Here is a 16,798-nt window from a genome sequence, read left to right as displayed (position 1 = left end):
TACCCCGCGCGCCACCGCGGGACGCCCGGGAGCGGGTGGTCACCACGTCGTCGGGAAGAGCGTCCCTGTCGTCCCGGAGGGCGCGACGCCGAGCTCGCTGAGCGTGTAGCCGGCGACGTCGCTGAACACCGGCGCCGCCACCGTCCCGCCGTAGACCGAGGTCCGGGGGTTGTGCAGGATCACGGCGACCGCGATGCGCGGGTTGTCAGCGGGGGCGACACCGATGAACGACGACGTGATGCCCTGGACACCGCCCACCCAGTTCTGCGCCGTCCCGGTCTTGCCGGCCACCTGGTACCCGGGGATCTGGGCGTTCGAGCCCGTGCCGTCGTCGACGACGCTCTGCATCATGGTGAGCACCGTCTTCGCGGTCTCGGGCGAGACCACCTGCATCGACGCGGGCGCCGCCGCGGGCGTGTAGGTGCCGTCCGGCGACGTCCACCCCTTGATGATGTGCGGCTGCACGCGCACGCCGCCGTTCGCGATCGTGGCGAACACCTGCGTGGCCTGGACCGCCGTGACCGAGACCGCCTGCCCGAACAGCACGGCGAACTTGTCGCGGCGCTGCCAGGCGTCGACCGGGTGCAGGATGCCGTTGGACTCCCCCGGCATCTCGATACCCGTCTTCGCCCCGAAGCCGAACTTGGACAGGTAGTCGAACCGGGTCTGGACGGGCAGGTTCTGGCCGATCATCACGGTGCCCGTGTTCGACGACTCCGCCAGCACGCCGGTCGTGGTCAGCCGCAGGAGACCGTGCTCGTGCGAGTCCTTGAACGTCTCGTGACCGTCCGGGGAGTACGTGTACGGCACCTCCCACTGCGAGAGCGGGTCGGCGATCTTGTTGTCGAGGATGGCCGCCATCGTGATGACCTTGCCGGTCGAGCCGGGCTCGAACACGTCGGAGACCGCGCTGGACAGCGACCCGGACGCCTCACCGGGGTGGTTGGGGTCGACGGAGCCGGAGTCGGCGAGCGCGTAGATCTCCCCCGTCTTCGTGTCCATCACGATGAGCGACCCGGAGTCCGACCCCGTGGCGGCGACCTGGGCGTCGAGCGCCGACTGCGCCTTCCACTGCACGTCGGACAGGAGAGTGAGCTGCAGCGAGTCGCCCTGCGTCGCCGGAGTGTCCTGCGAGTAGCCGCCGGGGATCGCCTGGCCCTTGCGGCCGCTCTCGTACGTCTCGCTGCCGGCCGTGCCGGTGAGGCGCGGGTTGAGCGACGCCTCGAGCCCGGCGAGCCCCACCCCGTTGGAGTTGACGAACCCGATGACGTTCCCGGCGAGCGTGCCGTTCGGGTACACGCGCTCGGCCACCCGGTCGACGTTGACGCCGCTGAGCCCGAGCTTGCGCACCTCGCGGGCGACCTCCGGCAGCACGCCCTTGCGGATGTAGACGAACTGACGGTCGCCGACCAGCGAGCCGCCGAGCTCGGCGGCGTTCATGTCGAGCAGGGGCGCCAGGATCGCGGCGACGCCGGCCGGCCCGTCGGGGACCGGCGGGTTCAGCGTGCCCGTGAAGTCGGCGACCAGCTTCTGGTTCACCGAGATGTCGTAGCGCTCGACGGAGGTGGCCAGCGGCTTGCCGTCGGCATCCGTGATCTCGCCGCGCCCGCCGAGCAGCGACACGGAGATGAGCCGCGAGTTGCGCGCCTCCTCGGCGATGGCCGACCCGCGCAGCCCCTGGACGTAGACCAGGCGCCCGCCGAAGACGGCGAGCGCCAGGACCACGAGGACGGTGAGGAAGGCCATGCGACGGCGGGAACCGGGCCGCACGGGTCCGACCGGTGGTCTGCCGCCGCGGGTGCCGGGCGGGACGACGACCGTCCGCGGACCGGCAGGTGGCCGCTGCCGCGGAACCGTCGTCCCGGTCGCGCGGTTGGACGGCACGGGCCGACGGGTCTGCTCGGTGCGGGCGCGCGGGCGCACCGAGCCGACGGGGACGGGACCCGTCATCCGCCGGCTCCGGCCGGTTCGGGGGCGCCCTGCACGCTGCCGTCGGCGAGCCGGAGCCAGCCGGTGCCGTTGGTGGGCACCATGCCGAGCGCGGCGGCCGCGGCAGCCAGCTGCGTCGGCGACGCCTTGGCGTCCAGCTCCGCCGTCAGGCCCAGCGCGTCCTGGTTGAGCCGGCCCAGCTCGTTGGACAGGTCGTACTTGGCGTACGCGCTCGCCGCCATGGAGGTGTTGAGCAGCAGCGCGGACAGGAGCGCACCGGCGAGGACGGCCATGCAGGCAAGGATGAACGGCACGCGCGTCCTGGCGTGCTCCGGCGCGCGGACGACACGAAGTCGGGGTGCCGGGGCCGCCTTCGGGCGGGCCGGGGTGGGATAGGCGCGAGCGGTGCTCACTCGGGCAGCGGACTGGGCGCTCATGCTGCCCTCCTTCCGGTCGGACGTGGCGTCAGGTGGTCAGGGGTGGGACGGGTGCGCTCGGCGGCGCGGAGCCGGACGGACTGCGACCGGGGGTTGTGCGCCAGCTCGGCCTCGTCGGCCTCCTCGGCGCCGCGCGTCACGAGCCGCAGGAACGGCGCGTGCGTCTCCGGCTCGACGGGCAGGTCCGGCGGGGCGCTCGACGTCGCTCCGACGGCCAGCGCGCGCTTCACCGCCCGGTCCTCGAGCGAGTGGTACGACTCGACGACGATCCGGCCGCCCACGGCGAGCGCCTCGATCGACTGCGGGAGCGCACGCTCCAGCACCTCGATCTCGCCGTTCACCTCGATGCGCAGCGCCTGGAACGTGCGCTTGGCCGGGTTGCCGCCGGTCTTGCGCGTGGCCGCGGGGATGTTGGCGCGCACGATGCTCACCAGCTCCCCCGTGCGCTCGAGCGGACGCCGGGCGCGCTGCGCGACGATGGCCCGGGCGATCCGCGGCGCGAACCGCTCCTCGCCGTAGACGCGCAGGATGCGTGCGAGCTCCCGCTCGTCGTAGGTGTTGAGCACGTCGGCCGCCGTCTGCCCCGTGGTCGCGTCCATGCGCATGTCCAGCGGGGCGTCGGCCGAGTAGGAGAATCCGCGCTCCCGCTCGTCCAGCTGCAGGGACGAGACGCCGAGGTCCATGAGGACGCCCTGCACCGCGGGGATGCCGAGCCCGTCCAGGACGTCGTTGATCTCGTCGTAGACCGCGTGCACACCGGTGAACCGGTCGCCGAACGCCGCGAGCCGCCGACCCGCGAGCTCCAGCGCCTGGGTGTCACGGTCGATGCCGACCACCCGCACGTGCGGGAACGCCTGCAGGACGCCCTCGGTGTGGCCGCCCATCCCCAGGGTCGAGTCGACCAGGACCGGGCTCTCGACCTCGAACGCCGGCGCGAGCAGGTCGAGGCAGCGCTGCAGCAGCACCGGGGTGTGCCGGGAGGCCGCGTCGTCGGGCGTGTGCTCGGTCATCGCTGCTCCCCTCCCCAGGTGGCACGAATGGTGTGGTCGGGCGGCCCCTCCGCCGTCCGACCAGATCCCCCACCGACCCTCTGCCACCGGGGAAGTGCGGCAGAGATTCGGGAGGAGGTCTCACCGGGCGGCCCGTGGGCCAGTACGTCTAGAAGGGACCGTTCGGGAAGACCTCCTCCGCGGTGTCGGCGTAGCCGGCCTCCTGCTCGGCCAGGTACGTCTCCCACGCGGTGAGGTCCCAGATCTCGACCCGGGTGCCGGTGCCGATGACGGCGACGTCGCGCTCGAGCCCCGCGTACTTGCGGAGCATCGGCGGGATGGAGATGCGGCCCTGCTTGTCGGGCAGCTCGTCCGAGGCGCCCGACAGGAACACGCGCAGGTAGTCGCGGGCCTGCCGGCTGGTCACCGGCGCCTGCCGCAGCTGGTCGTGCATGCGCTGGAACTCCTGCATCGGGAGCAGGAAGAGGCACCGCTCCTGACCGCGCGTCATGACCAGACCAGGGGCGAGCTGACCACGGAACTTGGCCGGGAGGATGAGCCGGCCCTTCTCGTCGAGCCGTGGTGTGTACGTCCCGAGAAAGGGCGCGAAGGAGCCGAAGACGCCGGCGGACGACTCATGCGTCACCCCGCCTCCTCCCGGTCCCTCGCTGCGTGTCGTGGTGCGACATTCCCCGCCTCACCACGTGCCTCCACGGTACTCCACTTCACTCCACCTGCCACCGGAGATAGGCATGATTCACCCGATCGAGAGTGCATAACCGCAGGTCAGCAGCGTGGAGTGAAGTGGAGGGAGATGCGCCACCCGGGCATCGCCGGGGCGTGTCGCCGCCCGTCCCACCTGCCCGATTCCGGAGGGATCGGACGAATCGCCGCCGGTGCGGGCTCCTCCGACACTGGACCGGGTGGGTGGTGGAGCGAAGTGGGGGTCCGATGGGCGATGAACTGAGGGCGCCCGACCTTTAGGCTCGGACCCAGATCCGCCAAAGGAGGCGTCATGCTGCAGGCCGTCCCGTCCACGAGTGAGCTCGAGGACGTCGTCGACATCACCACGAGGATGCGTACCGCTGTGGAGGGGGTCGTCACCGGCCGCCCAGAGCTCGTGCGCGTCACCGTCGCCGTGCTGCTCGCCGAGGGGCACCTGCTCCTCGAGGACGTCCCGGGGGTCGGCAAGACGACGCTCGCCAAGGCGCTGGCCAAGACCATCGACTGCACCGTCGGCCGGATCCAGTTCACGCCCGACCTGCTGCCGTCGGACCTCACCGGCGTGAACATCTTCCGGTCGCAGACCCACGAATTCGAGTTCCGGCCCGGGCCCGTCTTCGCGCACGTGGTCATCGGCGACGAGATCAACCGCGCCTCGCCCAAGACGCAGTCCGCGCTGCTGGAGTGCATGCAGGAGGCGCAGGCGACCGTCGACGGCCGCACCTACCCGCTGCCGCGGCCGTTCCTGGTGGTCGCCACCCAGAACCCCGTCGAGATGGAGGGCACCTACCCCCTCCCCGAGGCGCAGCGCGACCGGTTCATGGCCCGGCTGACCGTGGGCTACCCGAGCATCGAGTCGGAGCTCGACATGCTCGACCTGCAGGAGACGTCCGACCCGCTGGACACCCTCCGGCCCGTCACCGACGCCGCGCAGGTCAAGGCGCTCATCGAGACCGCGCGCCGGCTGTACGCGGCGCCCGGCATCAAGCGGTACGTCGTGGACCTCGTCACCGCCACCCGCGAGGACCCGGGCCTGCGGCTCGGCGCCTCGCCCCGCGCCGCCATCCAGCTGCTGCGGGCCGCCAAGTCCCTCGCCGCCATGGACGGCCGGGACCACGTGCTGCCCGACGACGTGCAGCAGCTCGGCGTCCCCGTGCTCGCGCACCGCCTCCTGCCGAGCACCGAGTCGCGCCTGTCCGGCCGCAGCACGTCGGACATCGTCGCCGACATCCTCGACCGCATCCCGCTCCCGTCGACGGCGGGCACCGCGCGTTCGCGACGCGCGATCGGCTGATGCGACTCCGGCCCACACCCCGAGGCTGGGCGCTCGCCGGCGCCGGCGTCGTCGCGCTGCAGCTCGGCGTCGTGCTCGGGGCGGTCGACCTGGTCCGGATCGGCACGCTCGCGCTCCTGCTCGTCGTCGCGGCGGCCGTCGGGGTCGGCGTGCTGGACCCCGGTCGCGGCAAGCACCGGCTGAACGTCCAGCGGCGGGCGCGGCCGAACCCCGTGCATGCGGGCGACGAGGCGCAGATCGAGGTCGTCATCGCCGCCACCGACCCCGCCGCGCGCGTGCGGCTGGCGGGCCTGAAGTTCGCCGAGCAGGCCGCCACGGAGCTGTCCGGCGGACGCCCGCTGCGCGCCCGGGTGACGCGCGCCCCGCGCCGCGTGACCGTGACGTACGCCGTGCAGGCCGCGCGACGCGGTCGCTGGCCGCTGGGTCCGCTCGTGGTCACCCGCAGCGACCCGTTCGGCGTCGTGCGCACGTCGGCGACCCTCGGCGACCAGGCCGAGGTGTCCGTGTGGCCGGCCGTGGTGCCGCTCCCCACCCCGAGCGACGTGCTCGTGGGCGAGCCGGACCGGGTGGCCCTGGGCGCGCGGAGCCCGTCGACCGACGACGCCTCGCTGCGCGACTACCGCGAGGGCGACGACCTGCGCCGTGTGCACTGGAGCAGCAGCGCCCGCAAGGGTGCCCTGATGGTCCGCTCGGACGAGCGCGCCGGCATGCGGCCCGTCTCGGTCCTGCTCGACCTGCCCGCCAAGGTCGCCAGCCTCGAGTGGTCGATCTCCCTGGCCGCGTCCATGTCGCTCGCCATGCTCGACGGCGGCCACCCGGTCCGACTCGTCAGCGGCCTGCGGGACAACGCCAGCCCGTACCCGCTCGCCTTCGTGCACGACCGCTCCGGACCCGGCGCCCGCAGCGCGGTGCTGGATCGCACCATCGACCTCGAGGCGCCGCGCACCGCCGCCCAGGGCGAGGCCGAGCTCGTCTCGGCCGCCCACCTGCTGCACACCAGCGACGCCGGCGGGGAGATCGTCCTGGCCGTCCTGGGCCCGCTCGGTGCGTCCGCCCGCGCCGCGCTCGCGCACGTCGCCGACACCGCTCAGGCCTGGGCGGTCGTCCGCGCCGACACCCCCGCGCACGAGGCGGAGGCAGAGCACACCATCAAGGCCCTGCGTCGGGCCGGCTGGCGTGCCTGCCGAGTGACACCGGGCGAGCCGATCGTGGACTGCTGGTTGCGTCTGCTGGGGTCGGCCCAGTGACCGGGCGCACGCTCCGGATTCCCCGCGGACCGCGGTCGGCGCTGGGGTCGGCACTCTGCGCGGCGGCGACCTGCGCCAGCCTCTTCGCGCTCACCGGCCTGGTCGTCCGCGGCAGCTGGCTCGTCGCGACGTGGCTGATCGTGCTCGTCGTCGCGGCGGTCGTCATCGGCGTGCGCGCCGTCACGCGCTCGTGGTGGGCGCCCACGCTCGCCGGGACGATCGTCGCCGCCGCCATCGTGCTCGTCCGGTACGGGGCTCCCCCCGGCCGGCTGCAGGTCCTCCCGGACTCCGGCTCCCTCGACCGGACGCTCGCGACCGCGCGCGAGGGTGTCGCGGTCATCAACGCGTCCCTCGTGCCCATGGCAGGGGTCCGTCCCGCCGAGCTGCTCGTCGTCGTCGGGGCGGTCTCGGTCTTCCTGCTGGCGGACCTCGTCGCGATCGGGCTGGGCGCGCCCGCGCTGTCCGGCATCGCGTTCGCGGGGCTGTGGGTGCCCGCGATCATCCTCGGCTTCCCGGCCAGCGGCTGGGCGATCGCCTGGACCGCCTTCTTCTACCTCCTGCTGCTCGCGCTGAGCGCAGCCCCGGCGACCGCCCACAGCGACCGCGCCCGGCGGACCTCCGTCGCGGTCCTGAGCTCGGTCTCGCTGATCGTCGCCACGCTCCTGGCCGGTCCCGCCGTCGCGGCCTTCCCCGGGTGGGCGACCATGCGCATGCCCAGCTTCGGAACCGGTCCGGTCGGCCCGATGTCCCTCAGCGACAACCTCGACCTGCGCGAGAGCCTGGGCTCCCGTTCCGGCCAGGTCGTCCTGCGGTACACGGTCGCACCCGTGGTCGCGGACGCCGGCGCCGACCCCGCCCCCTCACCGAGCGCGTCCGACGCCACCAACGTCACCGCCAACGACGTCGGACCCCTGCGCGCCTTCACGCTCACCACGTTCGACGGCCACGAGTGGGACCGGTCCGACTCCCTCGAGCTCACCGGCTGGGACCCCTCGACCCTCCTGTCCTCGGACCCCACCATCCTCGGCACGACGCCCGACGCGGACCGCGGGACCCTCGCCGACGTCCGGCTCGAGGTGGACAACCTGCGCGAGCGGCGCCTCCCGGTGAGCACCTTCCCGCGCACCGTGGACGTGCGCGGCGGGTGGGAGTACGACCCGGGGCGCGACGAGGTCGTCGGCCGACGCGGCACGTTCGACGGCATGACCTACGCGATGCAGGTGGAGATCCCCTCGCTGACCAAGGAGGACCTGGTCGGCGCGGAGGTCGGGGACCCCGGGGACGACGGTGCCTCCCTCGAGGTGCCGCAGACCACGCACTCCGACGACGTCTCCGCGCTCGCCCGCGAGATCACCGAGGGCTCGACCACGCCGTACGAGCAGGCGATGGCGCTGCAGACGTACTTCCGCGCGACGACGAACTTCACCTACGACACCCGCGTCGCTCCGTCCCAGTCGGACGACGCCGTCTGGGACTTCCTGCAGTCCACCCGCGGCTACTGCGTGCAGTTCGCCACCTCGATGGCGATGATGGCCCGCTCGCTCGACATCCCCGCCCGGGTCGCCGTGGGCTTCCTGCCCGGTGAGTCGGACCGCAACGGCGGCTACGTCGTGTCCGGCCAGAAGTCGCACGCCTGGCCCGAGCTGTTCTTCGAGGGCTCCGGCTGGGTGCGGTTCGAGCCGACCCCCGGCGAGCAGACCGGCGCTCCCCCGCGCTGGAGCGACCCGTTCGTCGGCATCTCCGCCCCGGACACGATCCCCGACGACCAGGTGCCTGTTCCCCTGCCCGGCGCGACCTCCTCCTCCGCGCCCGGCGGCTCGACGTCGTCGGCGGGCACCGACGACGACGAGCAGGCCTGGCTCCCCGTGGCGGTGACCGTCGCGATCGTGCTGGCCGTGGCGTCGTTCGGGCTCGCCCTCATCCGGCGCCGCACCCGCTTCCGCGCAGACCTGACCCCCGAGCGCGCCTGGCTGCGCGCCCGGCGCCGCCTCGGTGCGCGCGGGGTCACGTGGACGGACGCGGAGACGCCGCGGACCGTCGTCGTCTCGGTGCAGGAGCAGCTGCGGCAGGCCGCAGGGTCACCGCTGACCGGATCGTCGGTCGACGCGCTGGAGTCGCTGGCGCGGACGGTCGAGCGGGACCTCTACGCGCCGGAGCAGCCCTCGGTCGACCCGGAGGTGCTGGCCGGGTGGGTGGACGAGCTGATGAGCGGGGTGGAGAGCCTGCTCAGTGACCGCTCTCGCCGCGGCGCCGCTCCCAGCGCTCCTCGAGACGGGACATGAAGCTGCTCTTCTGACGAGTCGGCGGCGTTGCCGGCTTGACCTGACCGTCGCTCTGCACCACCCCGCGCGGACCGGATCGGTGTCCGGAGCGCTGCGGCGCCGCGAAGGCGAACGCGACGGCGGCGAACATCACGACGAAGCCGATGACGCCGAGCCACGGCAGGCCGTTGGCCGCGCCAAGGACGAGCAGCAGCAGACCGACAGACGCACCAACTCCCGCGATGACGTATCGGCCGAACGGGCGATGCCCGCGCTGAGTCAGCGTGTTGGCGAGCCGCGGATCGTCAGAGGTCAACTGGCGTTCCATCTGCTCGAGCACGCGCTGCTCGTACTCCGAGAGAGGCATCCTGACCCCCGTTGTCAGCTATGTGGACCTGTCGTCCGGTTCAGGATAGATCCGCCGGAACGAAGGTGGTAGTCGAGCCGGAGGATACTCCCCCAGCCTGAGGAGCCCCGGTCCTGATCGCCGCCCGTCCGAACCGCTCGCGGACCCGGTCCATGGTCAGCTCCGCGTCCCGGCGGGACTGGACGGGCTCGTCCGACGCCTCCTCGAGGGTGGGCTGACGGATCGTCGACGCGGCACGGGACAGACCCTCGGCACGCACCCCGACGAGCCGGACCGGCAGCCCACCGAGATCGACGCCCGCGAGCAGCTCCCGCACCGCCAGGAACATCTCGCGCCCGACGTCCGTGGGGGTGACCAGCGTGCGTGACCGGGTGAGCGTCCGGAAGTCGGAGGTCCGGATCTTCACGGTGATCGTGCGCGTGACCAGGCCGTTCTTGCGCAGCCGGACGGCGCACCGGTCGGCCAGGTCCCGCGCCTTCTCCTGCACCACGGTGAGGTCGGCGACATCGGTCACGAACGTCTCCTCCGCGCCGAGCGAGCGCTCCTCGCGGCCCGGGCTGACCGGCCGCGGATCGCGACCCCACGACAGGTCGAACAGGTGCGAGCCCGCCACCTTGCCGACCGCGTGCTGCACCGTGGACACGTCGCTGTCGGCGAGCTGCGCCACCGTCCGGATCCCGAAGCGCGCCAGGGCAGCCTCCGTCTTTTCACCCACCCCCCAGAGCGCCCCGACGGGCAGCACGCGCAGGAACTCGACCGTCGCCGCCCGAGGGACGAGGAGAACGCCGTCCGGCTTGGCCTGGCCGGACGCGAGCTTGGCGACGAACTTGGTGGATCCGATGCCGACGGAGCACGTGATCCCGAACTGCTCCTGGACCTGCCGGCGGATCAGCCGGGCGATGACGGTGGGCGGCCCCAGGCGTCGGCGGGCGCCCGCCACGTCGAGGAAGGCCTCGTCGACGCTCACCTGCTCGACGAGCGCGGTGATGTCACCGAGCAGCTGCATCACGCCGGTGGAGACCTCGTGGTACGCGTGGTGGTCGGGGGGCACGACGATCGCCTGCGGGCACTGGCGCAGCGCCGTGGCCATGGGCATCGCCGAGTGCACACCGAACGCCCGAGCCTCGTAGGTCGCCGCCAGGACCACGCCGCGCGTCGCGCCACCGACGATCACCGGCAGGCCCCGGAGCTGCGGCCGACGGGCCAGCTCCACCGACGCGAAGAACGCGTCCATGTCGACGTGCAGGATCGAGCAGCCGACCTCCTCGCGACCCCAGTCGCGCCTGGCCTCAGCCGACCGGGGTCCGCGACTCATGGCTGCACGGGGTCGTCGGGCCCGCCGACCGGCCGACCGGCGCCAGTCACGACGCCCGCTGGGCACGCATGCGCAGGGTCCGGCCCGCCACGGCATCCACACCGCCGTGCACGAGCTCACGGGCGGCGTCGACGAAGTCCTCCGCTGCGCACACGGCTTCCTCGGCCCGCTCCGGACCCACCAGCTCGAACCGTCCCGCGTCGACCGCCGACCGCAAGGGTGCCGCCTCCGCGAAGTACGTCGTCCACGAACCCAGCTCCGGGGCGACCGCGACGAGCATGCTCCACACCGTGCGCGGCGCCCGACGCCCCGACGGCGTCCCGCGGAGGGCGACCACGGCGGCCCCTGCACGCAGGGCAGCGAGGTGCGCGTGCGACAGCTGCTCCCACGGCTCGGACGAGAACTGCGCCGCCAACAGCTCGGCGTCGGCCCGGCCCAGGAGGTCGAGCACGCGGGCAGGGGTCGGCGCCGCACTGCTCGGTCCACCGCGCTGCTCGAGCTGCTGCTGCATCCCGCCATCCCCTTCCTGTGCCCTCGATCCATTCTCGAACATATGTTCGATGCCGTCAAGCCCGTCGGCTCCCCGTAGGTTTGCCCTCATGGCTGCCCGCGACCGCTCCGCCCGACGCAGCACAGCCTCGCACCGGCCACCCACACGGTCGGCCGCCCGGGCGCCCTGGCCGACGGGTCCGGTCACCATCCCCACCGGGACGGTCGAGCTGACCCGCGACCTCGACGATCCCGACGGCGTGACCGTGCTGGTCAACGGCGTGCCCAGCTCCTACCTGGACCTGGCGGACCCGACGCGGCTGGTGTTCGAGTACATGCAGCAGATGGCCGCGGTCATCGAGCGGTACGGCGACGTCGGCGGTCCGATCGACGTCGTCCACCTGGGTGCCGCCGGGTGCGCGCTCGCGCGGGCGGTCGACGCCGCCCGCCCGGGGTCACGGCAGCTGGCCATCGAGCTCGACACCGTGCTGCCGGAGCTGGTGCGCGGCTGGTTCGACCTCCCCCGCGCCCCCGCCCTGCGGATCCGCGCGGGCGACGCGCGCGCCGAGCTCGCGCGGCTGGCCGACGCGTCCGCCGACGTCGTCGTCCGCGACGTCTTCGCCGGGGACACCACCCCCGGCCACGTCCGCACGAGGGAGATGGTGGCGCTGGTGACGCGGGTGCTCCGCCCCGGCGGGGTGTACCTCGCCAACTGCGCGGACCGTCCGCCCCTGGCCGGCGCCCGTGCCGAGGTCGCGACCCTGCGCGAGGCGTTCGCCGACGTGGCCGTGATCGCCGAGCCGGGCCTCCTGCGCGGCCGGGGCTACGGCAACGTCGTGCTCGCCGCCACCGACGACCCGGACCTCCTGGGCTCGCCGGCGCTGGCCCGAGCCGTCCGCAGCCTCCCCGCGCCCGCGCGTCTCCTGCACGGCGCCGAGGTGACCGCGTTCGTGGGGACCGCCACACCTCTGGCAGACCCCGCGGCATGACGAAGGGCCGCACCCCGTGCGGGATGCGGCCCTTCGCGCGGTCGTCCGATCAGATCGGGCGGACGCTCTCGGCCTGCGGGCCCTTGGCGCCCTGCGTGATCTCGAACTCGACGCGCTGGCCCTCGTCGAGGCTGCGGTAGCCCGAGGAGTCGATCGCGGAGTAGTGGACGAAGACGTCGGCCCCGCCGCCGTCCTGGGCGATGAACCCGAAGCCCTTCTCAGCGTTGAACCACTTGACAGCACCCTGTGCCATGTTCGTTTCCTTCTGTCCCACCGGTGACGGCGCTGGCCTTCTGCCTGCGCCGTGCCGCAATGCCTCACGTCCTGCACCGGGTGGCCCAGCCGCGGACGGCTGGTCGGAACCGACCCCGGGCCGAAGCCCGGATGACGACACCGGTCAAGCAAGCCGGTCAAGCGAGTACGTCACTGCAACGTGTGCATCCTTACATCGGGCCTGGCGGCGGCGCCATGCTTTCGCCCCGTCGGCTCACCCGGTTTGACAACGATCTGGTAAAGGCCGCGCCTCAGGCGGGGCCGCTCTCGTCGCCCTGCTGGGCCAGGAACCGCTCGAACTCGGCACCCAGCTCGTCCGCGGTCGGCAGGTCTGTGGACCCGGCGAGCAGGCTCGTACGCCCGATGTTCCGGGTGAAGGAGTCGTACTGCTCCTCGAGCGCGTGCACCACCGCGGCGACGTCCTCGGACCCGGTCACCTGCCGCTGGATCTCCTGCATGGCCTCCTCGGCCGCCGGGGTCAACGACGCGACCTGCAGGTCGAGGCCCGTCGCCCGCTCGACGTTGGTCAGCGCCGCCTGGCTGGCCTGCGGGAACGCGGACTGTGCGAGGTAGTGCGGGACGTGCACGGCGAAGCCGACGGCGTCGTGACCGGACTGGCCGAGGCGCAGCTCCAGCAGCGCGCTCGCGCTGGCGGGCACCTGCACGGTGCCGAACCACGAGGTGTGGTCGGCCACGAGCTCAAGACGCGTCGCGTGGGCGGTGACGGACAGCGGCCGCGTGTGCGGGATGCCCATCGGGATCCCGTGCAGGCCGACCGTCAGCGGCACGTCGAAGCGCTCGACGATCTGGCGGACCGCGGCGACGTACCGCTCCCACTGGACGTCGGGCTCGACGCCGTGCAGGAGCAGGAACGGGACACCGGCGGCGTCCTGCACCAGGTCGACCACCAGCTCGGGGTCCGCGTAGGACGACCACGTGGTCTGGTCGAAGGTCATGACCGGCCGGCGCGACCGGTAGTCCAGCAGCTGGTCGACGTCGAAGGTCGCCAACCGCGTGGAGGGCAGCTCGTCGACCAGGTGCTCCGCGGCCAGCTGGCCGGCGTTGCCCGCGTCGACGAACCCGCGCACGGCGTGCACGAGCACGGGGCCGGCGCCGTTCACCGACCGCGCCTCGACCTGGGCGGCGACCTCGGGGTCGACGTCGTAGATCTCGCTCGGGTTCAGCATGGGGGTGCGCTCACTTCCGTCCGGGTTACCGGGGACAACACGCACCCGCCGTGAGTTCTTCCCGGCTCAGCGGCCAGGCAGGCGCACGACCTCGACGAAGAACTCGTCGATCTGGCGGACGACCTCGATGAACCGGTCGAAGTCCACGGGCTTGGTGACGTAGGCGTTGGCGTGCAGCGAGTAGCTGCGGACCACGTCCTCCTCTGCCTCCGAGGTGGTGAGCACGACGACCGGGATCGACCGCAGGGCGTCGTCGGCCTTCAGGGCCTGCAGGACCTCGCGGCCGTCCATCTTCGGCAGGTTGAGGTCGAGCAGGACGAGGTCAGGCGTCGGGGCGTCGGCGTGCTCGCCCTCCTTGCGCAGGAACTGCAGGGCGCTGACGCCGTCGGAGACGACCGAGAGGCGGTTGCGGAGCTTGTTGTCCTCGAACGCCTCACGCGTCATGAGCACGTCGCCCGGGTCGTCCTCCACGAGGAGGACGTCGATGATCTTGGTGCTGTTCGGCACGCGGAACTCTCCTTCAGCTGCTCACGTCGTCGGCGGCCGGCAGCGTCCAGCGGATGCTGGTCCCCTCGCCGTCGGGCTGCTCGATCCAGATACGACCGCCGTGGAACTCGACGATCTTCTTGCACAACGAGAGACCGATCCCGGTGCCCTCGTAGACGTCCTTGGCATGCAGTCGCTGGAAGATGACGAACACCCGTTCCGCGTACTGCTGGTCGATGCCGATGCCGTTGTCCCGACACTCGAGCTCCCAGGAGTCTGCCACGCGCCGTGCGCTGACGTGCACCGAGGGTGTCCGGGCCGGGTCGCGGAACTTGATGGCGTTGCCGACCAGGTTCTGGAACAGCTGGACCAGCAGCGGCTCCTCGCCGCGCACGATCGGGAGCTCGTCGTGCGTCACCACGGCGCCCGACTCCGCGATGGCCTCGCTGAGGTTGTCGACGCCGGCCGCGAGCGCCGAGGCCAGGTCGACGTCGGTGACCTCGCCCCCGACGCGCCCGACGCGCGAGAAGCCCAGGAGGTCCTGGATGAGCTGCTGCATGCGCTTCGCGCCGTCGACCGCGAACCCGATGTACTGGTCCGCGCGCTCGTCCATCTGCCCGCCGTAGCGCTTCTGGAGCAGCTGCGTGAAGCTCGCGATCTTGCGCAGCGGCTCCTGCAGGTCGTGCGAGGCCACGTAGGCGAACTGCTCGAGGTCGCGGTTGGACCGGCGGAGCTCCTCGGCCTGCTCGGTGAGCAGCTCGTGGGCCACCGCGATCTCCGACCGCGACGACTCGAGCACCTGGACCTGGTCCACCAGCGCGACGCGCATCCGCTCGATGTCGCCCGCGAGCGCGGAGATCTCCCCCGGACCCACGCCGGCGACGGGGTGGGTCAGGTCGCCGGAGGACACCGCGCGCGCGTCGGCGGCCAGCGAGTCGAGCGGTTCGAGGATCCAGCGCCGGAGCGTGACCCACAGCGCGATACCCAGCGCGACCGCCGCCAGGACGAGCAGCGCCACGGTCCCCGCCCCCACCAGCGTCCAGAAGGCGAGCTCGTCGACCGCGTCGGACCGGCGGTCCCGCAGCAGGTCGATGTAGTCCTCCGCGGCGGCGCGTGCGTCGTCGAAGAGCACCCGGCCCTGCTCGATCTCGTCCGTGGTGACGGCTCCGACGCCGTTGGCGCGGACCTCGTCCATCACCGGGATGGCGAACTCCTCGTTCCAGCGCCGGCCCGCGTCCGCGGCGGTCTGCGCCGCGGCGGCCAGCCGCTCGTCCCCACTCTGCGTCTCGCGATCGGCGAGCGTGCGGAACGAGAGGTCGTCGGCCGTCGCCCGCTCGTACGGCTCGAGCGTGATCGGGTCACCGGTGAGCGCGAACCCGCGCACGGCCGTCTCCGCGTCGACCAGCTGGATGAACGCACCGTCCGCCTGGGTGATCGCCGTGAAGTACGTCTGGGTCACGGCGTCCTGCCGGTCGAACAGCCGCAGCAGGACGAACACGGTGCCGACGAGGACGACGGCGAGGGCGACGCCCGTCGCGATGATCGCCGTGCGCAGGCGTTTGCGCAGCGTCGAGGGACGCCCCGCGGGCGTCGGGGCAGCGCTCACGCACGCCACCCGAGCACGACGACCGCGGCATCGTCGACGAGGTCGCCACCGTGCAGCTGGCGGACGTCGTGCAGCACGCGCTCGACGAGGTCGCCCTGCGCCGCGACGGCGACGTCCACCACACGCAGCAGGCCGGTCTTGCCGAGTCGGTCGGATCCGTCCCCGATCGTGGCCTCGAGCACGCCGTCGGTGTACAGCAGGATCCGCCACGACGGTCCCAGCTCCAGGCGGACCGGCTCCCAGCCGCCCGAGACCGGGATGCCGAGCGCGCGACCGCGGCCGTGCGTGGGCAGCAGGGTCGAGGGGGCGCCCAGCAGCAGGGGCACGGGATGCCCGGCCAGGTAGAGGTCCACCGTCGAGCGGTCCGCGGCGACGTCCAGCATCGAGACCGTCGTGAAGATCTCGGGGCGCGCGCGCTCGGAGATCAGCACGCGTTCGAGCAGACCGAAGATCTCGACCGTGGGGATCTCCGCGAGCACCAGCGTCCTCCACGCGGTCCGCAGAGTGGCGCCCAGGGCGGCCTCGTCGGGACCGTGCCCGCAGACGTCGCCGACGAGCGCGAGGACCGAGCCGTCGGAGCGCTCGACCACGTCGTAGAAGTCGCCGCCGAGCACGCCGTCGCGGCCCGCGCGGTAGCCCACCCGCACCTCGAGCCGCTGGTCGACCACGGACGGGGTGGGCAGCAGCGCGCGCTCGAGGCGGTTGACCTCCTCGGCGCGCACGAGGCTCCGGTACAGGGCACGGTCGGTGTCCTCGAGCCGGCGCCGCTGGATCGCGTACCGCACCGACCGGCCGAGCAGCTCGCCGTCGACCTCACCCTTGACCAGGTAGTCCTGGGCACCCGCGGCCACCGCCTGGAGCCCGATGTCCGAGCCGGCGAGCCCTGTGAGCACCACGACGGCCGGCGCGCCGGCGGCGAGCAGACGCTCGAGCGCGCCGATGCCCATGGCGTCCGGCAGGCCGAGGTCCAGGAGCACGAGGTCCACGTGCAGGTTGTCGATGGCCTGGTCCAGGGTGCGGACCCACGACAGGGCGACGTCCAGTCCCGCGTCCGCGAGGTGCTCGCGGACCAGGATCGCGTCGCCTTCGTCGTCCTCGACCAGCAGCAGGCGGATCGGCGCAGGGGCCACCGCGGTGGCGCGACGTGTGTCGTCGGCGGCCGTGCGTGCGTCGCTCAACGGGCCTCTCCTCCCGACTGTTCACCCG

At 72.8% G+C, this 16,798-nt stretch carries 16 protein-coding genes; 4 read left to right on the top strand and 12 right to left on the bottom strand.

The annotated features are described in order from the left end of the window. Positions 1 to 39: 39 nt before the first annotated feature. From ASD18_RS14700 to mraZ, 4 genes are all read right to left on the bottom strand, one after another. Positions 40 to 1,950 carry a penicillin-binding protein 2 gene (locus ASD18_RS14700; protein ID WP_082574069.1) on the bottom strand — a complete coding sequence of 637 codons (1,911 nt, stop codon included), beginning with the start codon at positions 1,948 to 1,950 and terminating at the stop codon, positions 40 to 42. Next, entirely contained in the window at positions 1,947 to 2,366 is a 420-nt protein-coding gene (locus ASD18_RS14695) for a hypothetical protein (RefSeq protein ID WP_056093399.1), read from the bottom strand. The genes ASD18_RS14700 and ASD18_RS14695 overlap by 4 nt, the downstream gene beginning before the upstream one ends. Next, positions 2,363 to 3,376, bottom strand: coding sequence for a 16S rRNA (cytosine(1402)-N(4))-methyltransferase RsmH (gene rsmH, locus ASD18_RS14690; protein WP_056093397.1), 1,014 nt, complete (start codon positions 3,374 to 3,376; stop codon positions 2,363 to 2,365). Before rsmH ends, ASD18_RS14695 begins: the two co-directional genes overlap by 4 nt. Before the next feature lie 148 nt (positions 3,377 to 3,524). Next, positions 3,525 to 4,001, bottom strand: a complete 477-nt coding sequence (gene mraZ, locus ASD18_RS14685) for a division/cell wall cluster transcriptional repressor MraZ (RefSeq protein WP_055921977.1) — start codon at positions 3,999 to 4,001, stop codon at positions 3,525 to 3,527. Positions 4,002 to 4,370: 369 nt separating this feature from the next. Between mraZ and ASD18_RS14680 the strand changes: the two genes are divergently transcribed. The 3 genes from ASD18_RS14680 to ASD18_RS14670 are packed head-to-tail and all read left to right on the top strand — an operon-like array spanning position 4,371 to position 8,901. After that, positions 4,371 to 5,372 carry a MoxR family ATPase gene (locus ASD18_RS14680; protein ID WP_056093394.1) on the top strand — a complete coding sequence of 334 codons (1,002 nt, stop codon included), beginning with the start codon at positions 4,371 to 4,373 and terminating at the stop codon, positions 5,370 to 5,372. After that, a complete protein-coding gene (locus ASD18_RS14675; RefSeq protein ID WP_056093391.1) occupies positions 5,372 to 6,619 on the top strand; it encodes a DUF58 domain-containing protein in 1,248 nt (415 codons plus the stop codon). The genes ASD18_RS14680 and ASD18_RS14675 overlap by 1 nt, the downstream gene beginning before the upstream one ends. Next, positions 6,616 to 8,901, top strand: coding sequence for a DUF3488 and transglutaminase-like domain-containing protein (locus ASD18_RS14670; RefSeq protein ID WP_056093388.1), 2,286 nt, complete (start codon positions 6,616 to 6,618; stop codon positions 8,899 to 8,901). Before ASD18_RS14675 ends, ASD18_RS14670 begins: the two co-directional genes overlap by 4 nt. Here the strand turns inward: ASD18_RS14670 and ASD18_RS14665 are convergent. The 3 genes from ASD18_RS14665 to ASD18_RS14655 are packed head-to-tail and all read right to left on the bottom strand — an operon-like array spanning position 8,846 to position 11,073. Then, complete coding sequence (locus ASD18_RS14665) at positions 8,846 to 9,247, bottom strand: DUF3040 domain-containing protein (RefSeq protein ID WP_056093385.1); 402 nt, start codon at positions 9,245 to 9,247, stop codon at positions 8,846 to 8,848. The genes ASD18_RS14670 and ASD18_RS14665 overlap by 56 nt on opposite strands. A gap of 40 nt (positions 9,248 to 9,287) precedes the next feature. Next, positions 9,288 to 10,562, bottom strand: a complete 1,275-nt coding sequence (dinB, locus tag ASD18_RS14660) for a DNA polymerase IV (protein WP_056093382.1) — start codon at positions 10,560 to 10,562, stop codon at positions 9,288 to 9,290. A gap of 46 nt (positions 10,563 to 10,608) precedes the next feature. Continuing rightward, on the bottom strand, positions 10,609 to 11,073 hold the full coding sequence (locus ASD18_RS14655; protein ID WP_162251752.1) for an SAV_6107 family HEPN domain-containing protein: 465 nt from the start codon (positions 11,071 to 11,073) through the stop codon (positions 10,609 to 10,611). Between the two features lie 88 nt (positions 11,074 to 11,161). On the opposite strand from ASD18_RS14655, the gene ASD18_RS14650 reads away from it, so the two are divergent. After that, positions 11,162 to 12,040, top strand: coding sequence for a spermidine synthase (locus ASD18_RS14650; protein WP_056093378.1), 879 nt, complete (start codon positions 11,162 to 11,164; stop codon positions 12,038 to 12,040). A gap of 49 nt (positions 12,041 to 12,089) precedes the next feature. Here the strand turns inward: ASD18_RS14650 and ASD18_RS14645 are convergent, their stop codons facing one another. From ASD18_RS14645 to ASD18_RS14625, 5 genes are all read right to left on the bottom strand, one after another. Beyond that, positions 12,090 to 12,293 (bottom strand): cold-shock protein, encoded by a 204-nt coding sequence (locus ASD18_RS14645; protein WP_055921997.1) that lies wholly within the window; start codon positions 12,291 to 12,293, stop codon positions 12,090 to 12,092. Positions 12,294 to 12,564: 271 nt separating this feature from the next. After that, positions 12,565 to 13,500, bottom strand: coding sequence for a PAC2 family protein (locus tag ASD18_RS14640; protein ID WP_056093376.1), 936 nt, complete (start codon positions 13,498 to 13,500; stop codon positions 12,565 to 12,567). Positions 13,501 to 13,566: 66 nt separating this feature from the next. Continuing rightward, on the bottom strand, positions 13,567 to 14,007 hold the full coding sequence (locus ASD18_RS14635) for a response regulator (RefSeq protein ID WP_056093373.1): 441 nt from the start codon (positions 14,005 to 14,007) through the stop codon (positions 13,567 to 13,569). A 13-nt stretch (positions 14,008 to 14,020) separates the two neighbouring features. Continuing rightward, a complete protein-coding gene (locus ASD18_RS14630; RefSeq protein WP_056093732.1) occupies positions 14,021 to 15,592 on the bottom strand; it encodes an ATP-binding protein in 1,572 nt (523 codons plus the stop codon). After that, entirely contained in the window at positions 15,589 to 16,770 is a 1,182-nt protein-coding gene (locus ASD18_RS14625; protein ID WP_056093371.1) for a PP2C family protein-serine/threonine phosphatase, read from the bottom strand. Before ASD18_RS14625 ends, ASD18_RS14630 begins: the two co-directional genes overlap by 4 nt. Between the last annotated feature and the right edge of the window lie 28 nt (positions 16,771 to 16,798).

The organism is Cellulomonas sp. Root137 (assembly GCF_001426725.1).
Classification (GTDB): Bacteria; Actinomycetota; Actinomycetes; order Actinomycetales; family Cellulomonadaceae; genus Cellulomonas.
This window is presented reverse-complemented; position numbering and strand designations above follow the sequence as displayed.